Annotated in this window: 22 protein-coding genes and 1 pseudogene; 10 read left to right on the forward strand and 13 right to left on the reverse strand. The window is 50.4% G+C overall.

Translation table 11 applies throughout. The annotated features are described in order from the left end of the window. Positions 1–117 precede the first annotated feature (117 nt). Positions 118–812, forward strand: a pseudogene (locus tag ACHZB8_RS13515) (family 43 glycosylhydrolase). After that, positions 730–1,122 carry a hypothetical protein gene (locus ACHZB8_RS13520; protein ID WP_316861086.1) on the forward strand — a complete coding sequence of 131 codons (393 nt, stop codon included), beginning with the start codon at positions 730–732 and terminating at the stop codon, positions 1,120–1,122. The pseudogene ACHZB8_RS13515 and the gene ACHZB8_RS13520 overlap by 83 nt, the downstream one beginning before the upstream one ends. Before the next feature lie 423 nt (positions 1,123–1,545). On the opposite strand, the gene ACHZB8_RS13525 is transcribed toward ACHZB8_RS13520, so the two are convergent. Genes ACHZB8_RS13525 through ACHZB8_RS13535 form a run of 3 tightly spaced genes read right to left on the reverse strand, consistent with a single transcriptional unit; the run spans position 1,546 to position 3,668 of the window. Beyond that, the gene (locus tag ACHZB8_RS13525) at positions 1,546–2,031 is read right to left on the reverse strand and encodes a DAPG hydrolase family protein (RefSeq protein ID WP_316861089.1); all 486 of its coding nucleotides are present in this window, start codon (positions 2,029–2,031) and stop codon (positions 1,546–1,548) included. Beyond that, positions 1,949–2,365: a DAPG hydrolase family protein gene (locus ACHZB8_RS13530; protein WP_316861090.1), complete on the reverse strand. Its 417-nt coding sequence runs from the start codon at positions 2,363–2,365 to the stop codon at positions 1,949–1,951. Before ACHZB8_RS13530 ends, ACHZB8_RS13525 begins: the two co-directional genes overlap by 83 nt. Positions 2,366–2,378: 13 nt before the next feature. After that, entirely contained in the window at positions 2,379–3,668 is a 1,290-nt protein-coding gene (locus ACHZB8_RS13535; RefSeq protein ID WP_316861092.1) for an MFS transporter, read from the reverse strand. Between the two features lie 380 nt (positions 3,669–4,048). Between ACHZB8_RS13535 and ACHZB8_RS13540 the strand changes: the two genes are divergently transcribed. Beyond that, positions 4,049–4,960: a LysR family transcriptional regulator gene (locus tag ACHZB8_RS13540; protein ID WP_316861094.1), complete on the forward strand. Its 912-nt coding sequence runs from the start codon at positions 4,049–4,051 to the stop codon at positions 4,958–4,960. A 143-nt stretch (positions 4,961–5,103) separates the two neighbouring features. Here the strand turns inward: ACHZB8_RS13540 and ACHZB8_RS13545 are convergent, their stop codons facing one another. Beyond that, positions 5,104–5,805 carry a FadR/GntR family transcriptional regulator gene (locus ACHZB8_RS13545; protein WP_316861096.1) on the reverse strand — a complete coding sequence of 234 codons (702 nt, stop codon included), beginning with the start codon at positions 5,803–5,805 and terminating at the stop codon, positions 5,104–5,106. A gap of 304 nt (positions 5,806–6,109) precedes the next feature. Here ACHZB8_RS13545 and ACHZB8_RS13550 point away from each other — a divergent pair, with 304 nt between their 5' ends. From ACHZB8_RS13550 to ACHZB8_RS13580, 7 genes are all read left to right on the forward strand, one after another. Beyond that, positions 6,110–6,652 (forward strand): hypothetical protein, encoded by a 543-nt coding sequence (locus tag ACHZB8_RS13550; RefSeq protein WP_316861097.1) that lies wholly within the window; start codon positions 6,110–6,112, stop codon positions 6,650–6,652. After that, the gene (locus ACHZB8_RS13555) at positions 6,649–7,299 is read left to right on the forward strand and encodes an enolase C-terminal domain-like protein (protein ID WP_316861099.1); all 651 of its coding nucleotides are present in this window, start codon (positions 6,649–6,651) and stop codon (positions 7,297–7,299) included. The genes ACHZB8_RS13550 and ACHZB8_RS13555 overlap by 4 nt, the downstream gene beginning before the upstream one ends. Positions 7,300–7,376: 77 nt before the next feature. Further along, complete coding sequence (locus ACHZB8_RS13560) at positions 7,377–8,363, forward strand: 2-dehydro-3-deoxygalactonokinase (RefSeq protein WP_316860791.1); 987 nt, start codon at positions 7,377–7,379, stop codon at positions 8,361–8,363. A gap of 65 nt (positions 8,364–8,428) precedes the next feature. Next, positions 8,429–9,415 (forward strand): DctP family TRAP transporter solute-binding subunit, encoded by a 987-nt coding sequence (locus ACHZB8_RS13565; RefSeq protein ID WP_316861100.1) that lies wholly within the window; start codon positions 8,429–8,431, stop codon positions 9,413–9,415. Positions 9,416–9,532: 117 nt separating this feature from the next. Beyond that, positions 9,533–10,051 (forward strand): TRAP transporter small permease, encoded by a 519-nt coding sequence (locus ACHZB8_RS13570; protein ID WP_316861101.1) that lies wholly within the window; start codon positions 9,533–9,535, stop codon positions 10,049–10,051. Between the two features lies 1 nt (position 10,052). After that, positions 10,053–11,330, forward strand: coding sequence for a TRAP transporter large permease (locus ACHZB8_RS13575; protein WP_316861102.1), 1,278 nt, complete (start codon positions 10,053–10,055; stop codon positions 11,328–11,330). Positions 11,331–11,405: 75 nt separating this feature from the next. Beyond that, positions 11,406–12,041, forward strand: a complete 636-nt coding sequence (locus ACHZB8_RS13580; RefSeq protein ID WP_316861103.1) for a 2-dehydro-3-deoxy-6-phosphogalactonate aldolase — start codon at positions 11,406–11,408, stop codon at positions 12,039–12,041. A gap of 428 nt (positions 12,042–12,469) precedes the next feature. Here the strand turns inward: ACHZB8_RS13580 and ACHZB8_RS13585 are convergent, their stop codons facing one another. From ACHZB8_RS13585 to ACHZB8_RS13625, 9 genes are all read right to left on the reverse strand, one after another. After that, entirely contained in the window at positions 12,470–13,027 is a 558-nt protein-coding gene (locus tag ACHZB8_RS13585; protein ID WP_316861105.1) for a DUF1097 domain-containing protein, read from the reverse strand. A 96-nt stretch (positions 13,028–13,123) separates the two neighbouring features. Continuing rightward, positions 13,124–13,996: a 3-hydroxy-5-phosphonooxypentane-2,4-dione thiolase gene (gene lsrF, locus ACHZB8_RS13590; RefSeq protein WP_316861106.1), complete on the reverse strand. Its 873-nt coding sequence runs from the start codon at positions 13,994–13,996 to the stop codon at positions 13,124–13,126. Positions 13,997–14,008: 12 nt separating this feature from the next. Then, positions 14,009–14,653, reverse strand: a complete 645-nt coding sequence (dhaL, locus tag ACHZB8_RS13595) for a dihydroxyacetone kinase subunit DhaL (RefSeq protein ID WP_316861107.1) — start codon at positions 14,651–14,653, stop codon at positions 14,009–14,011. A gap of 170 nt (positions 14,654–14,823) precedes the next feature. Beyond that, positions 14,824–15,810 (reverse strand): dihydroxyacetone kinase subunit DhaK, encoded by a 987-nt coding sequence (locus tag ACHZB8_RS13600; RefSeq protein ID WP_316861108.1) that lies wholly within the window; start codon positions 15,808–15,810, stop codon positions 14,824–14,826. A 69-nt stretch (positions 15,811–15,879) separates the two neighbouring features. After that, positions 15,880–16,203 (reverse strand): hypothetical protein, encoded by a 324-nt coding sequence (locus ACHZB8_RS13605; protein WP_316861109.1) that lies wholly within the window; start codon positions 16,201–16,203, stop codon positions 15,880–15,882. Positions 16,204–16,544: 341 nt separating this feature from the next. Continuing rightward, on the reverse strand, positions 16,545–17,456 hold the full coding sequence (locus ACHZB8_RS13610; RefSeq protein WP_316861111.1) for a sugar-binding domain-containing protein: 912 nt from the start codon (positions 17,454–17,456) through the stop codon (positions 16,545–16,547). Between the two features lie 671 nt (positions 17,457–18,127). Next, positions 18,128–20,794 (reverse strand): DEAD/DEAH box helicase family protein, encoded by a 2,667-nt coding sequence (locus tag ACHZB8_RS13615; RefSeq protein WP_316861112.1) that lies wholly within the window; start codon positions 20,792–20,794, stop codon positions 18,128–18,130. Position 20,795: 1 nt separating this feature from the next. Further along, positions 20,796–22,418 carry a site-specific DNA-methyltransferase gene (locus ACHZB8_RS13620; protein WP_316861114.1) on the reverse strand — a complete coding sequence of 541 codons (1,623 nt, stop codon included), beginning with the start codon at positions 22,416–22,418 and terminating at the stop codon, positions 20,796–20,798. Positions 22,419–22,523: 105 nt separating this feature from the next. Beyond that, complete coding sequence (locus ACHZB8_RS13625; protein WP_316861115.1) at positions 22,524–23,621, reverse strand: tyrosine-type recombinase/integrase; 1,098 nt, start codon at positions 23,619–23,621, stop codon at positions 22,524–22,526. Between the last annotated feature and the right edge of the window lie 88 nt (positions 23,622–23,709).

Here is a 23,709-nt window from a genome sequence, read left to right on the forward strand (position 1 = left end):
ATCCCGGTCATGCTGTTGGCGAGGATGGATCCCGATGGCTCTTTTTGTCGCGAGGCGATCGCATTCGCCTGTCCGACAACGGGCTTGCAACGGTCGGACTGGCGGAACATGTCTATGATGGCCTGGCGTTACCCCGATGACTGGGATGTGGAGGGCTATGCGCAGGAAGGGCCAAAGATCGCAAAGCATGGCGACTATTTCTACCTGATCTCCGCAGTTGGTGGCACGGCGGGGCCTCCGACAGGCCATATGGTGATCGTCGCACGGTCCAAGTCCATTCACGGCCCTTGGGAGAATCACCCCAGAAATCCGGTGGTCGAACGCAGAATATCGAAGAAAAATGGTGGTCGAGAGGCCATGCAACATTTGTCTCTCTCCAAAATGGAGACTGGTGGTCGGTTCTGCACGGATACGAAAACGGGTTCTGGACCCTGGGACGGCAAACGCTGCTGGCACCGGTTTACTGGACAGAGGACGGTTGGCCGGAATTTGGTGGCGACGATCTGTCTGCACCGCTTCCCGTGCCGCTTCCTGCCGCAAAAAGGACAATCGACAGGCCTCATGGCTTTCCGCTGTCAGACACCTTCCTCATCAACAAATATGGCATTCAATGGTGTTTCTTTAATCCCGCTCCCGATGAAAAGGAACGAATGCGCTATCACAATAGCGCGCTGGAACTGGCAGGACGGGGAACGGCTCCAAGCAATTCATCGCCGCTGACCTGTATCGTTGGCGACCAGTCCCTATCAGGTCGATTGCGAGATCGAAATCGAGCCAGAAGGTGGGGCGGGATTGCTGCTTTTCTACAATAGCAGCCTTTATTGCGGAATCGGCGTTCGCGAAGATCATTTCGTGACGCATCAATACGGACGCGAAAGAACCCGCGTTCAGCATGAATATGGCTTGCGGCTCTTTGTCCGCCTGCGCAATCAGCGCCATATTGTGAGTATCTACACTTCGTCAAACGGGGAGACTTGGCAGCGCTTTGATCGCGGAATGGAAGTGTCGGGCTATCACCATAATGTGTCCGGCGGGTTTCAAATGCTCAAACCGGCCATCTATGCGACCGGAGAAGGCACCAAGGCCATCTTCAGAAAGTTCACCTTCCGCGCCTTTCCTTGAGCGCGGACGGTGATCAGGCCAGAAGTCGCACGGCTGCGGCACACGCCCTTTTTGCGTCCAGTCTTCTCTTCTCCGACAGCCACGAACCTCTGGCGGAAGATAATGGATACCAGCCTTTTGATGACGCCCTCCTCAGAATAGCCTGTTGCAATTGAGCTGTTCTTTCTGTGCGACAGGGATCTCCTCGCCGATTGCCGCTCGATAGACGATAATCTTGGCCCCAGCCTTATCGACATGTTGGTCAGAAACTGATTTTCCACTTGTGCCAGATCGCGGTCTGGACACCGGCTTTTCGAAAACGGAAATCCCCTCTCGACCTATGCTGCCTTGTCGAGAGGAGACGTCTTGTGGCTCTTGTGATGCTGTGAAACTGGGGTATCAAAGGACCAGAAGTGGCCACATCTGGGGGAAGCAGATCAGGGGTCAGGCGTTACAGAAGTCAAGCATCTCGAAGTCTTCAGCCTTGTCCTGACGATCATGATTTTCTCTGTAAAGCGCTGGCAGCATGGCTGCAAGGCGATGGAATTCCTGAGGCGAATGATTGGACAGCCCTTTTACTCGCGTTGCATCCACTTCAAAATCTGTCCGCACGGCCCGACCATTGACGATCATCCAACCCAGCCAGAAGCGGCTCCTGAGCTCGATGCCACCTTCCACTTCGCGCGCAAAATGGATGAAGGTGGTTCTCGGAATATCCCATTGGGGAGGACCGGAATGTGCACAAATGGCCGTCACGGGGAGACTATTGAACCTTTGCATGTCAAATCCGAATGATTCCGGCGAGCGGAACGAAATTCTTAGCGCCAGGGTTCCATCACCGACATTCTCAACAACGAAATCCGATGTATTCCAGTTGCGTTCTTTCCAGCTCAGCGATTGTCGAGTCGCCTGGCCAAATGTTCGGAGCAACTCTGGCCTTGTAGTGATCTCTTGGATCCCAGATCTTGTAGCGCAGGCTCTGAATGCCGTGCCAGGCAAACCACCAGTCGAGCATCTCCAGGCTGACACCCGGCATTTTGGTCAAGGAGGCGATGTAACCACTGCCGTCCGGCATGATGCAATAGCCGATTTCCCCCGGCATATAGCCGGGGTCAAGCAATTTGTTTCTGTCATCAAGCCGGAGTGCCAAAGAAGGATCCATGGGACTTGCCATCTTCTCGATCACTTCATTGGGCAAATCGGGATATGGAAACTCGAAATATTTGGCATACGGCCTGGTTTTTTCAAACTCAGACAAAGACATAATCTGTATTCCTCTATTGTTCATTGATTGGTTTGACTTGTGAAATCAGAAGGAACGAGAGGACACAGATGCCAATCAAACCAATATAGGCACCGGTCAGATCGCCTGTGATTTTCAGGCTCATTGCCACAAACAGGAAGGCACAGGACCGGATGCCCGACTGGATCGGGCTGGCCAGTTTGTTGGCTGCTGCGAAGTCTTTCCGGCCGAAAATGGTCCCTGTCATTGAAGGCATCAGGTTGCCTATGCCTCCAACCGAGACACCAACCATGAAGACAGCCAGATAGATCACGATCTCGTTTGCCATGAAGATCAGCAGAACCAGAGCAATGGCGTACCATGTGCAGTATAGCAGGCCAGCATTCCTGGTTCCCACTTTCTGGTCGATCCAGCCCCACAGATAAGACCCGAAAATCCCGAAGAATCCCATTATGGAGAGCATGCCGATTGCCGCACCGCGTTCATATCCGGCCCCAACAAGCCTTGCGACCAACTGACTGACAATGGCAACGGTCACCATCCACATCAGTCCAAGTCCGATGTTGGCGCACCAGAATACTTTTTCACGCGCCAGTTTTCTGACGGTCCAGGGGCTTTGGTAGGTGGCTATTTCCTGTTTGTCTTTTGCATATTGTTCCTGGCTGACTTTCTCATTGTCCGGATATTGTCCCACTTCCTCTGGAGAGCTGTTGCAGAACAGGAATGCAACGACGGCAAACAGGGCCACAAAAAGCGCCACGACCGTGAACATGCCCTCAAGCCCGACTGCATGGATGAGATTGTGCGCAATTGCCGGGAATATCATTGTGCAAATCGGGAACCCCATGGTCGAGATTCCGAGTGCCAATCCCTTTTTCTTCGGAAACCAGTTGGTCTGGATCACATTGACGGCGACAAACGAATAGCCAAGGCTCATGGCTGAGCACGCCATCACGCAAATTGCGTAAATGGTGTAATTGTCTGAATTGCCGTAGAAATAGAAGGCGATGGCTGAAACAACGAGGCTTCCAACCATCACCCATTGAGCGCCTTTTTGAAAGCGTGAGGTGATTTCTCCGAAATAATAGGCACAGATGAGACCAATCCATCCGCCATAGGTCGACCAGACCAGCATGTCCGACCTTGCCCAACCTCGTTCGCTGCTAAGCGCGCTCACGAAAATATTCAGTCCATCGGTATTGAGTGCACCTGAAATAAAATAGGCCACCAGGCACATGAACAGAATGCTCCATCCGCGCGGACTTGCATTCAGTTTCACCTTGCCACTTTGAGATACGAGTGTTTCTGTCGTCTTTGTTGTCATTTCCAAGTTTCCTTACTCACAGCTGCGCATAGAGGCACGGCAAACCAGAACAATGCGTTCCGGATGACGCTGAATTCCATGACGCCAACTAAAGCGGATGCGTATATTGGATGGTTAGTCTTTGAACACGCTCATCATCATGATGTCGGTTCCAAACTGCGACAGAAAGCCTTTGCGCTGACTCCCTTGAACATAAGCGTTTTCCTCCCGCCGAGCTCTTTTTATTATCCAGACCCGGTCTTTATTTGGCCGGGCGTTCTATTCCTCACGAGACAAAGCTAATTCATACTTGATCATAAATAAAATATATATAAATTATGCCTCTACAATATTTTGTTTATGCCTAGAAGAATCAGAGACTTGTAAGGGAGTGCGTGGCTATGGAATTGAGGCAACTGGTCTATTTCGCGGCAATTTCCAAAACCGGGTCGATTACGGGAGCGGCGAAGCTCCTGCATGTTGCTCAGCCAGCGGTCAGCATGGCGATCAAGAAACTGGAGAACGAGCTTGACACCCAGTTACTGCATCGCAAGGAAAATGGCGTGACACCAACGTTTGAAGGTCTGGAATTTCTGCAACATTGTAACCAGATCCTACAGCAAGCTGAGGATGCCAAATTGTCCATGAAATATCTTGGCGAGTTGGCGGTCGGGGAAGTGACAATCGGCATGCCAAGCATGATCGGCTCCTATTTTTTCCCGCCAATCCTGATGGCTTTCCGGCATAAATATCCCAATATCCAGATTAATGTTGTTGATGACATGACGCTGAATATCAGAGACAAATTGCTCAATAACGAGTTGGATATTGGTGTTGTCGCCAGCCAGTATCTTACACCTGAACTCGATCACGAAATCATCTTGCGCGAAGAAATCGTTATTGGCATGGCGATCGATCATCCATTGGCTTCCAATTCCTCGATTAGCGCCAGAGAATTGCTCTCCCATGACTTGGCTCTCAGCCATTATCACAGGATGCTGATTGAAGAGATCAGCAAAACTGAAAATGTGGTTCCGAAAATATCCTTTACCAGCGAGTTGTTGCCCCTCATCAAGAATATCATTCGCCAGGGCTACGGCATTTCTCCGATATTTGAATCGGGCGTCAGAGACGAAGAACTCATCACGACCCGCCCGCTGGAGAAGCCGATTTACGTTGAACTGAGTCTTGCATGGAAGAGAGGAAAATACCTGTCCAAGGCAAATAGCGCGCTCAAGCGATTTGTTCTGGAAAATGTCGAGTGCCGCCAAGCTGCCGTCCCGGCAGGATTGGAAACAGACTTCTCATCATGAAATGAATGTTGCAGAAAGGATGGGCGCATTGCCCGCCGGGCCAACCTGTTGGCTCTTGTGAAATGGGCCCGAAATGCGCCCCTCACATTAAACTGACAAATTCAAGACAAACGCATGACCCCAATAATTTGTCAGTTTAATTTTCATTCGTGCGCCATACGCGCTATGGCCCCTTGCAAATGGCTCATCATGGCGCTGCCAGCCGCTTCAGGATCGCGCCTTAACAGGGCCTGCAATATGCGTTCATGCTCCTCTACGGTCACTTTCTTAATGAGAGGATCACCACTTTCAATACGCGCGGCCTTCACGTTTTCATAAAGGACACTGCCCAAAAACGCCATAAAATCAGCATAATAGCTATTCTGGGTTGCAAATGCGATGGCGTAATGAAAATCAAGATCGGCACGAACCTCATCTTCACTCCAAGGCTTGGCCAGAATAATGGCCTCTTGCGCCTGCTTTATGGCCTTTATGTCCTTGGACGTGTGTCGCGCAGCAGCCAGACGCGCCCCGGAAACCTCGATATTTTGACGCAATTCAAACAGGGCCAACACATCCGACCGGCTCATGTCACTGTTGTCGATCTTGAAAGAATTTCGCATTTCATTGGTGGAAACAAAAACGCCACTTCCCTGACGGGAGACAACAAGACCGTCAGACTTGAGCCGGGAAATAGCTTCCCGCACAACCGTTCTGCTCACAGAATATTGATTACTAAGGTGTTTTTCTGTCGGAAGCTTATCTCCCGCCACCAAAATTCCCGACCGGATCTGATTGGCAATATCCATCGCAATTGTTGAAGGAATCTCGGTTCTACTCATGGTGGGTATTTTGCCAGCGCTCATTTTTTCCTCGAATCCGAAGCGGTTTCATCCCTCAAATCTATTTGTCTAATAACCAATTGTATACATATGTAATAATACCAAGTTGTTAGACAAATATTTTCTCTCTATCTTGCGAGCATCAAACAACCCAAGCCCGTTGCCGAAGCGGGAGAGTTGCCGGGCATGGTTTCTCGCCCAAATCAGCTTGCCTCATTCTGCTGGCAATACTGATTGGGGCAAATGGAGATCCTCCACAACAGCAGCACCCTCCCCTTCGTTCTAGCTTCGTCTTGCGACACTTGCTCAGAAGTGCAGAGCCCAAGCATTGAAGATCGGAAAAGATATGAAGATTAAAGCAATACGCTCGAAAGTTTACCGATGGACTGGACCCACCGCTCCAGCTCGTCCGAATTTGAGCGTCAATCCAATGGATGCGCTAAACAGTTTGTCGGACACGATGGGATCGTTCAGATTTCATGACTGGCTGGTGTGTGAGGTCGAAACCGATGACGGCATAGTCGGAATTGGCAACTGTGCACTCGCACCCAAGATTGCAAAGGAAATCATCGATCAGTATCTTGCTCCAATAGCAATCGGACGCGACCCTTTTGATTTCGAGGCCATTTGGCAAGCCATGTACAGAAGCACCATGGCTTGGGGGCGCAAGGGCATTGGAATGGCTGCTATATCTGCGGTTGACATCGCGATCTGGGATATCATGGCAAGGCTGTCGGCAAGCCTGTCTTCAAGTTGCTGGGAGGGCGGACCAAGAAGGACATTCAGGTCTATGCGTCCAAGCTTTACAGTCAGCCCCTGGACAGTTTGGCCAAAGAGGCGCAAAGCTATCTCGACCAGGGCTTCCAAATGATGAAGCTGCGCTTTGGTTGGGGGCCTCTGGACGGGCCATCAGGCATGCGCAAAAATATAGAGCTTCTCAGAACCGTGCGTGATGTCGTTGGTCCCGACATCGATCTCATGGTCGAATGCTACATGGGATGGACGCTGGAATATGCCGAGCGCATGATCCCGATGCTCGCTGAATATAATGTGCGATGGCTGGAAGAACCGGTGTTGCCTGACGATATAGCGGGCTATGCAAAACTGAATCTTAAAGGGCCTATTCCCATTTCCGGTGGTGAGCATGAATTCACTTTGTTCGGATTCAAGCAATTGCTGGATGCCGGTGCCATCAGCGTCATTCAATATGACACAAACCGTGTTGGGGGCATTACCGCAGCACAAAAGGTCAATCAGTTGGCAGAGGCATATCAGGTGCCTGTCATTCCGCACGCTGGCATGATGCACAACTACCATTTGACCATGGCCAATCTCAATTGCCCGATTTCGGAGTTCTTTCCGGTCAATGAAGTGGAAGTAGGCAATGAACTCTTCTACTACCTGTTCGAGGGAGATCCACTGCCGGTCAACGGCAGGATCAATCTTGATGACGAGCTTCCGGGTCTGGGTATTGAAATCTCGGACAAGCATCTCCAGCATTTCCAAATTTTCGAATAAGGGGTTCCTCCCAGGTCTCTCACCGATAGGGTTTGGTACCCTTCGGTGAGGGGTTTGCGAGAAATTGGGCAACCGTGATGAGCCAAACAATCGTGAAACCCTCTCTAATCGCCCTGGACTGGGGGACATCCAGTTTACGCGGCTATTTGATGGGGTCCGGACGTGAAATTTTGCAAGAGCGGTCCAGTGACCACGGAATTCAGAATTTACCCGCGCCGGGTGCTCGTGGATTTGAGCAAGCCTTCAATGATCTCTGTTCCGATTGGCTGACGCACTTTCCGGGCCTGCCGGTCGTTGCCGGAGGAATGGTTGGCAGCGCTCAGGGATGGAGAGAAGCGCCTTACGTTGATTGCCCCGCTGATGTGACCAAGCTTGCCAGCCAGGCAATCGAACTTGACGGTCCCTTCAACTCGAAGATTCACATCGCGCCTGGCGTCTTGTCAGTCTCGGAAAGCTCGGCACCCGACATCATTCGGGGAGAAGAAATCCAGATCGCCGGAGCTCTTCATCTGCATCCGGAGCTACGGGAGACTTCTTTGGCGGTCCTGCCGGGAACGCACTCCAAATGGATCATCACTCAAAATGCCCGGATCATGAATTTCGCCACATACATGACGGGTGAGATTTTCTCAATCCTGCGCCACCATTCCATCTTGGGGCGCCTCATGGTCGAAAAGACGACGGATCGCAGAATTGCCGCTGAAGATGCCTTCAAAAGGGGACTTCAGGTCTCTGATCAGGCAGCTGGCAGCGATCTTACCCATTTGCTTTTTGCGACCAGAACATGCGGTCTGATGGGACAAATCGACAAGGATGTCCTGAACGATTTTCTGTCCGGTCTTCTTATCGGGCACGAAGTCTGCAATGCGCGCCGATTTGCGGCGGAGGCGATCGAGGCCAAGTCTCCCCTCATTATCATCGGTGCCGATCATCTTGCGGAAAGATATGGACTGGCTCTCGAATATTTCGGAATAAGGGGAGCACGTCAGCTTCATAACACAGCCCCTGTTGGACTCTTTGATTTTGCGGTGGCTGTTGGCTTGGTTCCAGATGTCAAAACCTGATGGAGGAGATCTCTTGGTTCTGCGTTTTGGCATGGAAAATTCAACTTACTTATAGGAGAAGTAGTATGAAAAGGATGCTCGGATTAGCCCTGGCAGGCATGATCGCCATGGCGGGAGGAATGACATGTTCGGCTTCTGCTGGCGATGTTACGCTTAAATTTGGCAACGGGACCAACCCTTCAGCCAAAGAGGCAGGAGAGCTTTTCAAGAAAATCGTTGAAGAACGCTCCGCCGGTTCAATCAAGATCAATTATTTCCCTGACAATCAGTTGGGTGATGATCGCGTGATGGCGGAAACCACTGTGTTTGGCGATATCGACATTTCCGTGATTTCGACCAGCAACATGGCGACGGTTTATAAAGACTTCTATCTCTTTGATGCACCATTCCTGTTTCTCAACCCCGCCCAGGCTTATGAACGGCTAGATGGACCGACGGGGAAAGCAATCCTGGAAGGTATGAGGGAAAAAGGTGTGCTCGGCCTGACCTTTTGGGAAAATGGTTTCCGCGATCTGACCAACAGCAAGGTTGCGGTAAAACTCCCAGAGGACACGAAAGGCCTTAAAATCCGCACCATGGAAAATCAGGTACACCTCGCCGCCTGGAAGGCTTTCGGGGCCAATCCAACACCTATGGCATTTGTCGAGCTTTTCACTGCCCTGCAACAGGGTGCCGTCGATGGACAGGAAAATCCGTTAGGCATTATTGATGGCAACAAGTTCCAGGATGTTCAGCAGTATGTTTCCCTGACCCAGCATGTCTACACGCCATATGTCATGCTGATCAATCTGGAAAAATTCGAGTCTCTGACCAAGGAACAGCAGGAATTGCTGCGCACGGCGGCCACCGAAACAACCTCTTTCCAGCGCCAGCGCTCGCAGGAACTGGAGAAAGAGATCCTGGCAAAGTTCAAGAAAGCCGGCACGACCGTTGTTGAGCTGACAGATGAAGACAAAGCCGCATGGCAGAAGATTGTTCAGGATGCCAAGATTTTCGATCTTGTGAAATCAAACATGGATCATCCCGACTATCTTGATCAAATCATGCAATAAACTACTGCTTGCGGGTGAATTGTGATCAAGGCATCCGCAAGCCACCAAAGTCGAGCGCAATCAACATATTTGAGGGTTTTCTGCTGCTGTTCGATTGAATGCAGGTTCCGTCAAATCATGAGCAAACTCGGCATCTCGCTTCAGGAGGTTCCGATGTCCATCCTGCGGATCATCGAAGAAAAATTTGAACTCTATCTCAGCATTTTCCTACTTTGCGCCATGACGATCGTCATGGCCATACAGGTCTTCATGCGCTACGTCGTCCAGCATTCCTTGTCATGGTCGGAAGAACTCGCTCGCTACATATTCGTTTGGCTTGTCTTCATTGCAATCAGCTATGGAGCCAAGAATATGAAACATATCAGGATCGAAGCGGCGTTAGGCCTTTTTCCCCCAAAGCTTCGCCCCTACATCGTCATCTTCAGCGATGTACTCTTTTTGCTCTTCGCGGCGTTCATTTGTTACACGGCCTATGGTGTTGTGTTGCGACAAATAAAACTGGGGGCCCAATCTCCGGCAATCATGATGCCCATGTGGATTCTCTATGCAGCACCAATGGTTGGCTTTTTTCTCTCCGGCATTCGCGAAATTCAAACGATCGTTATGCGTATCCGTGCCTTGAAGAAGGAAGGTTAAAATGGTTTCTGCAGTTCTCTTCATAAGTCTGGCGGTATTTCTGCTTTTGAATGTTCCGGTAGGCATTGCGATCGGCTTGTCATCGACTGCGGCGGTGTTTGCCGGCGATGCGCTGTCTCCCGGCTATATCGCCCAGACTCTTGCTTCAAGCACGGACTCATTTCCCATCATGGCTGTGCCGCTCTTCATTCTCGCTGGCGATCTCATGGGAGCGGGTGGCGTATCTCGCCGTATCCTTGCCGTTGCAAATGTCTTCTTTGGCCGGATGACCGGTGGTCTGGCAATCGTGACGATTGCGGTCTGCATGTTTTTTGCGGCTGTTTCCGGCTCTGGACCTGCAACGGTCGCGGCTGTGGGCGGCATGGTCATTCCCACAATGTTGCGTGCCGGCTATTCCCAGTCCTTTACCCTCGCCCTCATCGCAACCGCTGGCAGCATTGGCGTCATTATCCCGCCCAGCATTCCAATGGTTCTATACGGGGTCTCGACGTCCACCTCCGTAAGCGATCTTTTCCTGGGTGGCTTTGGACCGGGAATTATCATTGGCCTCGCACTGATGGGGTATGCCTATTTCTATTCAAAAAAAGCCGGATGGAGCGGAAATCCAGAGCCTTTTGAATGGAAAGTTGCAAGGCATGCCATCTGGGAAGCAAAATGGGCTCTGCTGAATCCCCTCATCATTCTGGGCGGAATCTATGCAGGCATCTTCACCCCCACCGAAGCGGCTGCGGTTGCTGCTGTCTATGCCTTTATATGCGGTGTCTTCGTTTATCGTGAACTCAATTTCAAAACACTTTGGGGACCGATTGGTACATCCTGTTCCACAATTGGCACGACCATGGTGATTTTGGGATGCGCGTCTGCCTTTACCAAAATTCTTACCATAGAACGCATTCCGAACATGATCACAGAGGCGCTGATCGGCCTTACAAGCAACGGCTCGGTAATCTTGCTGATCATAACGGTGCTGCTGCTCATTGTTGGTTGCGTCATGGACACAACGCCCGCAATTCTGGTTTTGTCACCGATCCTGTATCCAGTGGCCGTTTCAGTCGGGGTCGATCCGGTTCATTTCGGACTGATAATGGTGGTTAACCTGGCAATCGGGTTTCTGACACCTCCTTTGGGTATCAACCTGTTTGTCGCCAGCAGGGTGGGTGAGGCCCCTCTCGAGGTTGTTCTCAAGGGAATCATGCCGTTCTTGATTGTGATGATCCTCTGCATGCTCATGATTGTCTATGTACCCTGGATAACGCTGTTTCCCTTCATGCTCTTCTGAAGCAGGAACACCTTGAAAAGCTTGAGATGGACGGCCCTTCGCACATCTCGAGCTATTGCGAATTGGAGAAAGAAAATGGAATTCGAAGAGGCTTTTCAGAAGTGCCCGTTGGTGGCAATTCTTCGCGGGATAAGGCCCTCAGAGGTGGAAGATATTGGCGAGGCACTGGTACAGGAAGGGTTTCGGATCATTGAAGTTCCCCTCAATTCTCCCGATCCACTCGAGAGCATTGCGCGATTGAGGGCAAAACTTGGATCGCGGGCGATTTTGGGTGCGGGAACGGTTCTGTCCCAGGATGCCGTACATTCAGTCAAACAAGCCGGTGGCGATTTGATTGTCATGCCTCATGCAGACCTGACCGTAATTGCAAAGGCAAAGGAGCTGAATCTCACCTGTGTGCCAGGCATTGCCACGCCGACCGAAGCGTTTAACGCTTTGAAACAGGGTGCTGATGCATTGAAGCTCTTTCCGGCCGAAGCGATCTCGCCCGCTGTGGTAAAGGCAATGAGAGCGGTTTTGCCCTCAGGTGCCAAACTTCTGCCCGTGGGCGGGATAACTCCGGATGGCATGGCCGGTTATCTTGCTGCTGGCGCCAACGGATTTGGCTTGGGAGGGGCGTTGTATGCCCCTCGCTTTACTGCTGACGATGTTGCACGCAGAGCAAGGCGCTTTTTGCAGACTGAGGCGTTAATGCGGTTGTGCCAACCCTAGAGACGCACCGTCATGACATTCTTGACGTGAACACCCCGCCAATTTGCAGAGGTCTGTCAGGCCATCAGCATTCCTTTTGCAAGGTGGCCTGAACCACACCTGTGCAACAAGGGTTTTGGCATCCGCTTGACGCGAAAATTATCCACGTTCCGACGCTTCGCAAAGACTGACTCTGCTTGCCGAAATCGCAGGTTCCACAGTTCCGAACAGCGTCATATGGTGGAAGGGTGTGTAGCTTCAGTTCGCATTGAGTATCGATGGGTAAAGGTTCGCCAAATATAAACGGTTTGCCGGGATGAACGAATGTGAAGCGTGACGCATGAGTTTTGGGGGACCATGTTTTTTTGAAACTCCAGACCCATCTAGTGGGTCTGGATGCATTTCTTTCATACTGTCAAGCCAGCAGACAGATTTCCCGGTTTTCAAGATCATTCAGCTGCAACGGCCGGATGATCCTTGTCAGGAGCCTGAGTATTGACCTGCTGTTCATACCATGTTCTGAAAACCACGGTACCAGCACCAAAGACCAGCCCGAAGATGCAGGACCACATCAGTTTCACAAGGCTTTGTCCATACATGGCCCAGACTGATGCCCCTTCCGGAAAACTGTCCAGATTCATCAGGCCGAAGAAAACCCCGGCTCCAACAAACCAGGATGCCACGAAATCGAACCACGGTATATATTCAGCACTGATCACGAAAATGACGATGATGAAAACGGCAAGATAAAGATTTGTTCCGTTGACCAGTCCCATTGATCCCAGAAGGGCGGCTCCTTCCATAATGCCAATTGAAATGATCGCTCCACCAAAATAGCCAAGCAGGGTCTTTACACCCATCTTGGGAGTGCATCCTGCCAGAAAATACATCGCCCATGCTTGGAATGAGATCCATGATACAAAGCCAAACATGGGCTCAATGATCATCATGATTGTCGCCTGAGTGGCGATGAATAACGGGATCGGTATGAATTTTGAGTAAGTCATGTCAGTACCCCCTCCTTCGGATTGGACATGATTGGAGAGCATGGTCCCTCAGGATCGAAGAGAACCATGGTCTTCAGGTCTTTAATTCGTTTTGTTTCAGTGTTTTAGATCGCGATAGAGTTCGAGCGCGGCGGCAGGTTTCAGGCCGTTGTGAACCACTCCTGATACGGCCTGGATCATAGCTGCCGGTGATTCTGACTGGAAGACGTTGCGCCCCATGTCAACACCCGCCGCCCCTTGGTCAATGGCCTTGTAGGCCAACTCCAGAGCTTCCAGCTCCGGTAGTTTCTTGCCTCCCGCTATGACGATGGGAACCGGGCAGGCCGCGGTTACCTGTTCGAAACCGTCACAATAATAGGTTTTGACGACATGAGCGCCATTTTCCGCACAGACGCGCGCAGCGAGAGAGAAGTATTTTGCGTCACGAACCATATTCTTGCCGACGGCCGTCACTCCAAGTACCGGAATGCCGAACCTGTTGCCTTTGTCTACGGCATTGTAAAGGTTCGCAACCGTGCTGGCCTCGGTTGCCGCATCACCAATGCCGACCATCACGGCAATAGCACTTGCGTCAAGGCGCACGGCATCTTCCATGTCGATGACGCAATTATGATTGAGTTCTGTCAGAATGGTCGAACCCGCATCAGCTCTCAGGCAGAGTGGCTTGTCCAGTTCTGGCGGCAGCATAGAGCGCATGGAACCTCTGCAAGCCATCAGGCAATCAGCATATTGAGCGATAGGAACTATGTTCAAGTCGATGCGTTCGAGGCCGCTGGTTGGGCCCATGATGAAGCCATGATCAAAGGCAAGCATCACGGTTCGGCCAGTGCTCGGGCGGAAGATGCGACCCAAACGCTTCTTCAAACCCCAGTCAAGATTGTCCGACCCTTTCAGGTAAAAACTTTTGTTCCGGGCAGGCTTGTCCAGCCCGAAGTCCTTGCCATCTCGTAGATCATCAAGATCTGCCATTTTTCTATTCCTTTATTGAGTGAGAGAGGGTTGGCTGGCCTTCGAGAAACCTTCGAAGATGTAGCTCACGGATTTTGCACCCGGATCGAGATGACCGACGGACCGCTCTCCCATTGTGCGGGCGCGGCCAAAGCGGGCCACAAAATTTCGGGTTTTCTCAGCACCTTCTGACGCCCTGGCAGCAGCCACGGCGAAGGCCTTGCGGTGATCACCTGAAGTGGAAAGTTCATGAACAAGCGCTACGGTTGCCGGCTCGAACGCATCCAGCATGGTTTTGTCACCAAGATTTGCCTTGCTGGTTTTGCGAAAATTGGCCAACCCGGCCTGGAACATGATTTTGGTCTGCTCAGGCGACATTGAATCGGCTTTGGCTGCCGAAGCCATTCCGAGAAAATATGAACCGAGCAGCGGACTTGTCGAACCTCCATCACACATCATCACTTCCATGGCAATTGCATTGAGAAGCCCAGACATAGGCTGATGAGCATTCTTTTCCAGAGCAGCCACAACTGCATGCATGGTTCGATTGATGGTGACGCCGTGATCTCCGTCACCAGTGGCGCTGTCCAATTGTGATAGCGCCACGTGATTTTCTTCGATGAGATCAGCGGCGGCATGCAGCATCCTGGCAAACTGTTCTTTTGTTAGTGTAGTCATGATTTTCCATCGCTTCGGCACCCGGCAAGAGCACCGCATTGGAAACCGCAGACAAAGCTCCGCCATTCGGCAGCTGGTAACAGCTCCGATGAGAAGGAAGAAGGAGTGCGCAAATGATGCGCACGCCTTACAAGCCTGCGGCAAAATTGAGGATCTGGCCTATTATCGGATCATCGAACCCGGTAATAGGGTGTGTCGCATGGGGCGTCCCATAGCTCACGCAATTCGGCGTCGAACTTGCATGCGATCATCTGGTATCCGCCTGCTTCCTGAACGGTCAGAAATTCACCAGCCTCACCCCGGACAACCTGAATGCCCCGAGAAGCGAAGAATTTGGATGCATCCCTGAAGGTGATCAATTGTTCCATAAGTGTTGTTTTGCCAGAACCATTGATGACCAGAAGAATTTCGTCACCTTCCCGCAGTTCGAGGGCTGCAATGACTTTTTCTCCAAGCAGTGCGGCTGTCTCGCTGGATGTCATCATGGGCATGCGGACACCGCCGCCTTCTCCATGCTGTCCGGCACAGATCTCCATCTCGCCCTTGCCCATATCGCCGCAATCACCGCCGGTGGAAGGGTGGGTTGCTATTTCCGAGAGCACGGCAATGGCAGCCATATTTTCATTGGCCTTGCTGGCGACACGATAGACTTCGTCAAGATTCATGCCCTTTTCCGAAGCTGCTCCGGCAATTTTATAGACGATGAAACAGCCCCCGAGCCCGCGCCCTTCCTCATCCGGGTTTGGACGGATTTCCTCGTTGGTCAGAACCTCTTTTACCAGAATGCCTTCGGCTTCTGCCATTTGCTTCGCCATTTCGGCGCTCATGACATCGCCCGCATGATTGAGCGTCACCAGAAGGATGCCCGCATCACGTTTGAGCATTTTCATCGCCTCGAACACTTTCGGCGGGCCAGGGGCAGCAAATACATCGCCGACAACCGAGAGATCGACCATGCCCTCTCCGGTCCAGCCCTGAAGAGCGGGTTCATGCCCGGATCCTCCAAGCGTGAGAACTGCGACCTTGTCTTCCGCTTTTGGCTTTACGCGACAAACGAGCTTTTCAGATTCAATCTTTATCTTTTCAGGATAGGCCAGAGCCAGCCCTTCGAGCATTTCCGAAGTAAGGGCTTCGGGATCATTGATAAACTTCTTCATGGCCACATTCTCCTCCTGTTCGCCCATTTCGGGCGACTTTAGCCTTGGATATTCAAATCAATCTAGCGGTTACGCGCTCGCAATGGACAGATATTCTATGGGTTGGCCTTCTTCGGTGACGAAGCCAACGCGGACCCCTGGGCCTGCATCAAAAGGCTCTACCAAACACTCTTTGCCTTTCATGGCGTCCTCGACATTATCAACCAGAAACGCCAGATGAGCCTCGTTCTGGATCAAAGCGGGCATCGAGCTGCCTTTTTCAAAGCGCAGCCATTCGATTTTCTGATCGCTTTGCATGGGGTCTGTTACAAAGAGACTGATGCTCTCCATATAGGTCTCTCCAGAACGCTCCAGTGTCGAGGGTATGCCGATGTGGTGGAACTCCCTTTTCATTTTTCCTCCTTAACAACAGGCCGCAAAAATCCGTCGACAGCTTTCGCGGCTATCGTTTGCAGCGCTGATATTCCAATTGATAAATCCTGCCCTCAGGCCTCTCCCGGCAGGCGCAATGCCTTCCGTGACTCTCAGATAACAAATGTCAGAACACATGTCGAGCCACCAAAACACAAGGCTCTGATTAAAAATATCAAATGTCAGAACAATTGTTCTTCATTAAGCCATTGAAATCATTAATTTTAATATAATTCAAAACTGAAGCTTCAAAGTAAGGTGCGGCAGAATGTCACTTCTTCGTTTTCCACATTGGACAAACCAAGAGCACTCGGAGTGCTCGTTCATCCAAGGGTCTTCTGATGCAGGCTTATAAGCTCACGCGCTGTGCCGTCATCCGTAACCAGATGGCTGATCAAGCCAGTTCGGAGCCCTCCGAGCAAGGCATGTGCCTTCTGGGTTTTTCCAGAAACCGCAATCACGCGTTTCGCGTTACTCAGGCAATCGAGAGGGATTCTGACCGCATAATCAGTCTGGCTTTCGATTATTTCCCCCTTGGCGTCATAGTAATATGATGCCAGCACGCCAACCGCCTTGCGCTCGTGCAGAATGTCGCCAAAACGGGCTGCGGTAGCCTGATCCGGCAAGGTTGGATAACTGCCAACGCCAAGAAGAACCGCATCCAGCTTGCTCCAAATTTCTGAAACCTGACGGTATTCCTCCGTTCCCATGAACAGGTCTTTGTCATTTGCCGATACAGGAAAGGCAGGTGCATGCAAATAAAAGGGCTCGAACTTAACCTTTTCAGCCAGAATACGCGCCAATTCATTTGTTTGCATCCACTGCATTGCAGTCGGTGCACTGCCAATAACCGGACAGACGGCACGGGGCTGATGGGAGGCGAACTCGGAGGGTTCAAGCGCATTGATGACGTCACGAACGGTTTCGCCCCAACCAACCCCCAACTTGTGGATGTCTGGCAGAAGCGTTCCAAGATAGTCGGCAGCCTGAGAGACAATCATCTGACATTTCAGGCTTTCGTCCGCAGTGCCAGTTGGCACGATCAGACCGCCTTGAAGACCGAAGACGCGCTTCAACTCATCGAGCAAGTAATCATCGTTCTCGTAGATGGAACGGATTTCAATGCGTACGATGCCTTGTTGGCGCGCTTCTGAAAGGAGTTTGCTCACAGCAGGTCTTGATATCGAAAAAGCCTTGGCGATTTCTGCCTGTGTCTGCTCTTTTTCATAATACATTCGGCAAATTTCAACGAGCCGAAGGTAATCCTCTTGTTTCATCTTAGCTTGACCGCCTGTTGTAGTCGCATCCGTAGATCGTGAATCTTTGGCTGGCACATTTGTTCCGACACTCGTCAGTGATTAATTTATAATGCCGCAGATTTCAATATGTAAACGGGAAAGGATCATATGCCCCAATCCAGGCGTTGCAACATGCGTTGAACGGCAGAGAGTGATGAGCCCCCCTTCGTCCATCACTTTTTGGACATTTGCTGGAGTTGAGGCCTAAGTCGCACTGACCAACCGCGTTTGCAGCAGATCGAGCTATGCGCGTGTCATTGTTGGATGGATTGAAATGGTCAGATACGAGTATTGCAGTTTCGATTTGTAACCAGTTTACCTGCCAGCCAAAGGAAGAAGGCTCTAGGAACCATTAAGCGGCTATGAATGGTTGCTTTAGAAAGCGCCAGACAATTCAAGGCTCTTCAAACTTACTCGAATTTTTGGGAAAAGTAATTGGTGCCAGAAGAGGACTCGAAATTTCTATATAACCAATTGATATTTATTGAAAATGCATTCAATCCATTTGATTGTTACCCCGAAAGTTACCCCTGTTCGTGCACTAAAGCGTGTGTTTGTGTCCACTTTTGCTCCACAGGAATGTTAAACTGACGATAGATATACCGACGTTATTTTCCGATTGTGCGATCAATTATTGAGAACTCTTTATTCGTCGGCATGCAGAATAAGCACTTGCTACCACTCGCATCGGCCCAAACAGAGCCAATCAACCGTTTGTCGCTCTCCCCTTCGTAGAGATGAGCACCTTTATATTCGACAACAAGAATGCGCCCATCCTTTAGCTTTACAACAAAATCAGGATAGAATTTATGTTGAGGCAACTGAAGCCAAAATGATGATTTCTTGTTTTCAACATTACGAATCCAGAATTCAACTGCTTCCAGTTGGTCCAAATAGACCGCACAATCGAATTCTTCTCCTGAAGACTGCAGATCACCAATCAGGGGCGTGTAATGCTTATTAAACTTAGTAGCGCCTTTGTAAGGTTGATTGAAAGCATAGGACTGTTCGTCAAATAGAAGTGGCAGATCGGATGAAGTCGCAAATTGATCAGCATTCGAAGCGAAGAGAGCGCTATAGTTTTCCTGTTCGCGCTCCAAACGCAACTCTTTGATCAAAGAAACAAGCGACTTTCGCAATTCAAACTTATTGCGTGCCAATTCGTCGAGCGTTTGGCCAGAGTTGATCAGTGCCTCCAAGGCTCCTACAACGAACTTGACCGCACTGGGCTTGGTCACATCGGGGTGTTGAATTCCGCTATCTAGCCAGTTTGCTAATCTTGGCAAAGTCCAAGCAGGCTCCTGCACGACAAGAGCCAACTCGCCTTGAAGACGTTTCACAAATTCAATCTCAATTTTGCCCTTGTCAGAAACATCAATTTGCCCTGATTGACTGCGATCAACCACGCGGAATTTCTCGATGATTACACTTGGATCGCATTCATCCAAGCGCCACGGCAAATCAAGAAAATGGTCCTTGGTAAAAAGCTGAAGCTTTCCTTGGCTCTTAAAGCCCAAAAGAGGAACTATGAACGCCCCTTTCTCACCCTCTGCATTTGCTGAAAGCTGGTACTGATTAGATTTTGCATAAAGCCTATCAACGATTTTTGTGGCCTTTGCTGACGTTCCAAGAGCGAGTTGAATTGTGTTGCGATTCTCGCGAGACATTGGGCCTTTATATGTGATGACCTTTTTATCGGTATCAAAAGTGACGCGAGCGCGTACCGATGCTGGCAACCGGCTGATTGCAGTTTCAATTTCCGGAGCGTCAAGATCATCATCATCTTCAAAACTCTCAGACTCATATACTGCGTTTCCATCATGTTCGCCAAGGCCGGGAATAGTTGGCGCATCTTGAACAATCTGGTCAGCTTCCAATGGATCAAAGCCAGCTCCATCAACGAGCCCGTCTTTCAAGCTTTGCGCTGTTGCGTTGAAATTGGCAGAGGCCACAAAAGCGTAAGCCTGATTCAGAATATCGCGTTGCTTCCATTTTGCTTGTGGCAAACGCAAAACACGCCCTAGAATCTGCTCAATAGCCGTGGCTGATGACTGTTCCGCCACCGAACAAAGCACATAGGCAAACGGGCAATCCCAGCCTTCTTTCAGCTTGCTGACCGTTATCACAAAACGGATTGGGCAATCAGGATCAGCGATATCTTGATTATCCAGATCTTTGCGCGGTCCAGTATGGACGGCTATTTGTTCGGCCCGAATGCTTCTCTCTTCTGTAAGATGCTTTTCGATAAGCTCCCATGTCAGCCTGTTTGGATCGTTCTTACTAGCACTTTGTGCCTGTAAAAGGATAATCGGGCGGATATATTCGCCTGTCTCAGCCTGTTCGGCCTTTGCCGCCTCTTCCAACGCGGCTTGGCAATCAAAAGCCGCTCCGATGGTCTTGCGCCAATCGCTGTTGGTGGTCAGCTTGATTGGCATCTTGATCATCTGTTCGGCTTTGAGTTCAGCAGCAGAAACCGAATAGAGAATATTTGAAGCGTATTTATCCTTGGCAGGGTCATGTTCCAGTTGAGGGGTAGCTGTCAGCTCCAGAATAAGCGACGGGTTGAAGCGTGAGAGCGTATCAAAGGACAGGGCCGTGTGGGTATTGTGTGCCTCGTCTACAATCACCATGGGGCGGTGCAAGCGCAAGAGATTCGCCAAGGAAGAAACAGGGCGGTTTGTTCCTTCCATCATGAACAGCTCCGCCAACTGCTCATCCTTGAGCCCTGAAAAATGATCCATCAAAGCCCCGTTGTCTTCATAGACCTTGAGACCTTCGGGATTCTGTTTTCCCTTGTCATCTTCGCGGCGAAAAGACTGGATGGTCGACACGATGATGCAAGCCCCGCCTTCGGCATCAGCACGGGACATAGAGAGGGCTTCGGCTTTGGTCAAAATGGAGACATTGCGCCCAAAATCTTGTGCCAATGCAGCTCTATATGGGTGATCGACATTCTTAAGGGCTGAAACGGTTTGCTCCAGAATGGGCGTCGAAGGCACCAACCACAGCACCATTGGGTTGGGAGCTTGCAAGAACTCCTTTGCAGCAATTCCTACTGAATGTGCGGCCATAATGGTTTTGCCGCCGCCAGTGGGGACGCGAAGGCAGACATAGGGCGTCCCCTCAGCCACAGCAGGTAGCGTGCGATAAGGCAAACGTGTATTCTTGTAGAAGGCCACATCCGCCCCGGTCTGGTTCACGTCCTGCAGATAGGCGCGAAAGCGATCTAGGGAAAGAGATTGATAGTTTTTAAGCTCCAGATCAACAGCAACCATTTTAGTTCCCCTCAATCTGATAAGGGATCTGCTTGAAGATCACACCAGCTTCTTTAAGACGCTCCGCAGAGACTGTACAGCCCTCGGCATAGACGACACGTAAGCCTTCAAAACCATCAGGTGGCGGTGGAAGAGTTTCCAACATGGCTGGCGTCAGCACGTTGCCCGAAGCTTCCCGCGCAAAACCCTGCTCGCTTTGAGAAAAGAGCATATAGACCGCCTTGTCCTTCAGTGTTCCAAGAAAAGAGCTGGAGCCGTCCACTTTTTGTGGCAAGGGAGAGCCGGTTTCAGAAAAGAAGACATGGGCAGCAAGAGCGGGAAAGACAACCTCTTCGCTGATATCGCCAAATTCATTAAAGAGCGGTGTTCCCAAGCGACAATAGCGGAAACCTCCGCCAAGACCTTCAACGGGCTTTTCAGGGTCTCCCCCCTTGTCATAGCCATTGATGATCCGCTTGAGTCGCTCGGCCGTAATATCCGACGCAATCTGTTTATCCATCTCAACAAGGATGAATTTACGATTGCCGCCGTCTTGCTTGTAAAGGTCAAGCACGGCATGGCCGGTGGTGCCAGAGCCGGCGAAGGAGTCTAAGATCAGGTCATTTTCTGAAGTTAACCACGACACAACGCGTTGAACAATTTTGACGCTTTTCTCCGTATCGAAAGACGTTTCAGAGCCGCTTAACAGCAAGTCCATCCAATTGTCACTAGATAATTCCCGCTGGTACTTCCTACATCTTGGCGGAACATAGTATTGAACATTTCCTTCATCATTCTGTCGGACAAAATCAAGCTTCACATTAGTAGCAGCCAAATGTTCAATGTACCATTCATCAAGAGTAAACCCGCTATCTCTTTCTTTATATTCTTCATAATTCTTCACTGCGGTTGCTGTGCGCTTCTTTTCCCAACGCCATTGACCGGTTGTCGGATTGTGACCGAAAAGTGGGTACCTCATTGTGTGGCGGTCTGTTCCACGCCAAAATGTGTCCCACTTACCAGGTTTTTCAACGTCGCTTCCAATCATAAGTTTTGGCAACCTAACAGCAGCTTTGCGCGAATAGAGCAAAATGTATTCGTGGCCTTGCGATAAGCTGTCTATGTCCTCAAATTGAGATTGAACACTTTTTATTCCTCGTCGCACCGCAATGGTATTCTTATGATTTCCGGGGCTGAATATTTCGTCCAAAAGCATTTTGGCATGATGTATTTCGTGACCATCAATACTAACGAAAATCACCCCATCTTCCCGCAAAAACTCCCTCAGAAGCCGCAAGCGGGGATACATCATGCAGAGCCATTTGTCGTGGCGGGAGAGGTCTTCGGCTTCCTTGCCGACCACCTTGCCAAGCCAGCTTTTCATCTCGGGGGAATTGACATTGTCGTTATAGACCCAGCCCTCATTACCAGTGTTGTAAGGCGGATCGATATAGATGCATTTCACCTTTCCCGCGTAATAGGGCAACAGCGCTTTCAAGGCTTCAAGATTGTCCCCCTGCACCAACAGATTGCCCGCGTCCGGATCCCCCACCGATAACTCGCTATCGCAGTGAAGAAGACGATAGGGCACTTCACGGTGATGATTGACAACGGCTTTCTTGCCGATCCAGTCCAAGGTAGGCATGGCGACTCATTCTCTTTATTGGAATTGTTTCTCCTCCCATTTCTAACGAGCGGCAACGTGATTGGCGAGTTGGAATTTGAGGTCGGGGACAATTATCTCTTTTCATCATCCCATTCGCCGCCCCAATTCAGCCATCAGTTCATCCTTGCTGGCTTTTGATAGTTGGCAATCTATGTTCTGTTTGGTTAGCCCATTCATTATTTCCGCCTGTCGGTGGCCTGCAACCGCGCCATAGCTCGTTAGTGTTGTCATGACATGATCGTGCCCTAAATTCTGACTCCATGCCTTGAATTCTTCAGGCGTACGGCAGAAATCCGCTTCCCCAAGGCGAGCGAGCGTATTGCGGAAGGAATGAGGATTGAAATAAGGAAGTCCAGTCGAAGCAAAGGCACGTTTAAAAATATCCCTGATTGGAGATGCATTAGCCCAATGCTCACGGCTTAGGTCTAGCGCTTCAAAGCCTCCCGTTGGCCCAACTCCAACTTTGGTTTTCGGAAAGAGAGGATCTTCCGGTCCGAAGCCTTTTTCTTCCCGCAGAAAGATAATCCAGTCTGTCACAAGCTTTTCAATATCATTCCCGACGGGAAAGAACTGAGACGTAAAGGTCTTGCGGTTCTTGGTGCGCACATCACGCCCTTCCTGAAAGACTTTTCTTTGTTTAATGTTCACGTGGCGTAATTTCATGGATGCTATCGCGGCATCTCTGGCACCGGATAGAAGCGTGAAGGCGATCACCGCCCTATCTCGCTTTTCAAAATCGGTGTCATGAGGCATAGCGCCAAGCGCCTTGCGGATCTCATTCAATGTCGCAACCGGCTTCTCATAGGTCGCCTTGGCTATGCGCGTGTCATTGTTTGATGGATTGAAATAGTCTGCATCCGAATATTGCAGTTTCGATTTGTAACCCGGTTGACCTGCTAGCCAAATGAAAAAGGCTTTAAGAGCCATCAGGCGGCTATGGATGGTTGCTTTAGAAAGCGGCTTGCCCGTTGTTTCGCTGATAGCATCATTTAATTGATCCTTATATCTACGTGCATCCTCAATCCGGAATTTCGCAAAATCCGTGAATTTTAAGAACGCCTCAAAGGCAGCGATAGCCGCTGCAGCTTGATCGACACTTTGCGGGGAGAGCTTCTTTGCTTCCTGCAAATAAGTGAGGTAATCACGCTTGATACGCTCATTTTTCGGGTGGTATTTCTTCATGGTCTATGATCCCTAGTTCAAGTGTTCATTTGGGGAGGATGGAGTTCACTCTATTAGGGTGCTCTCTACTTGCTCGATTGATAGCTCC

It is taken from the genome of uncultured Cohaesibacter sp. (assembly GCF_963556055.3).
Classification (GTDB): domain Bacteria; phylum Pseudomonadota; class Alphaproteobacteria; order Rhizobiales; family Cohaesibacteraceae; genus Cohaesibacter.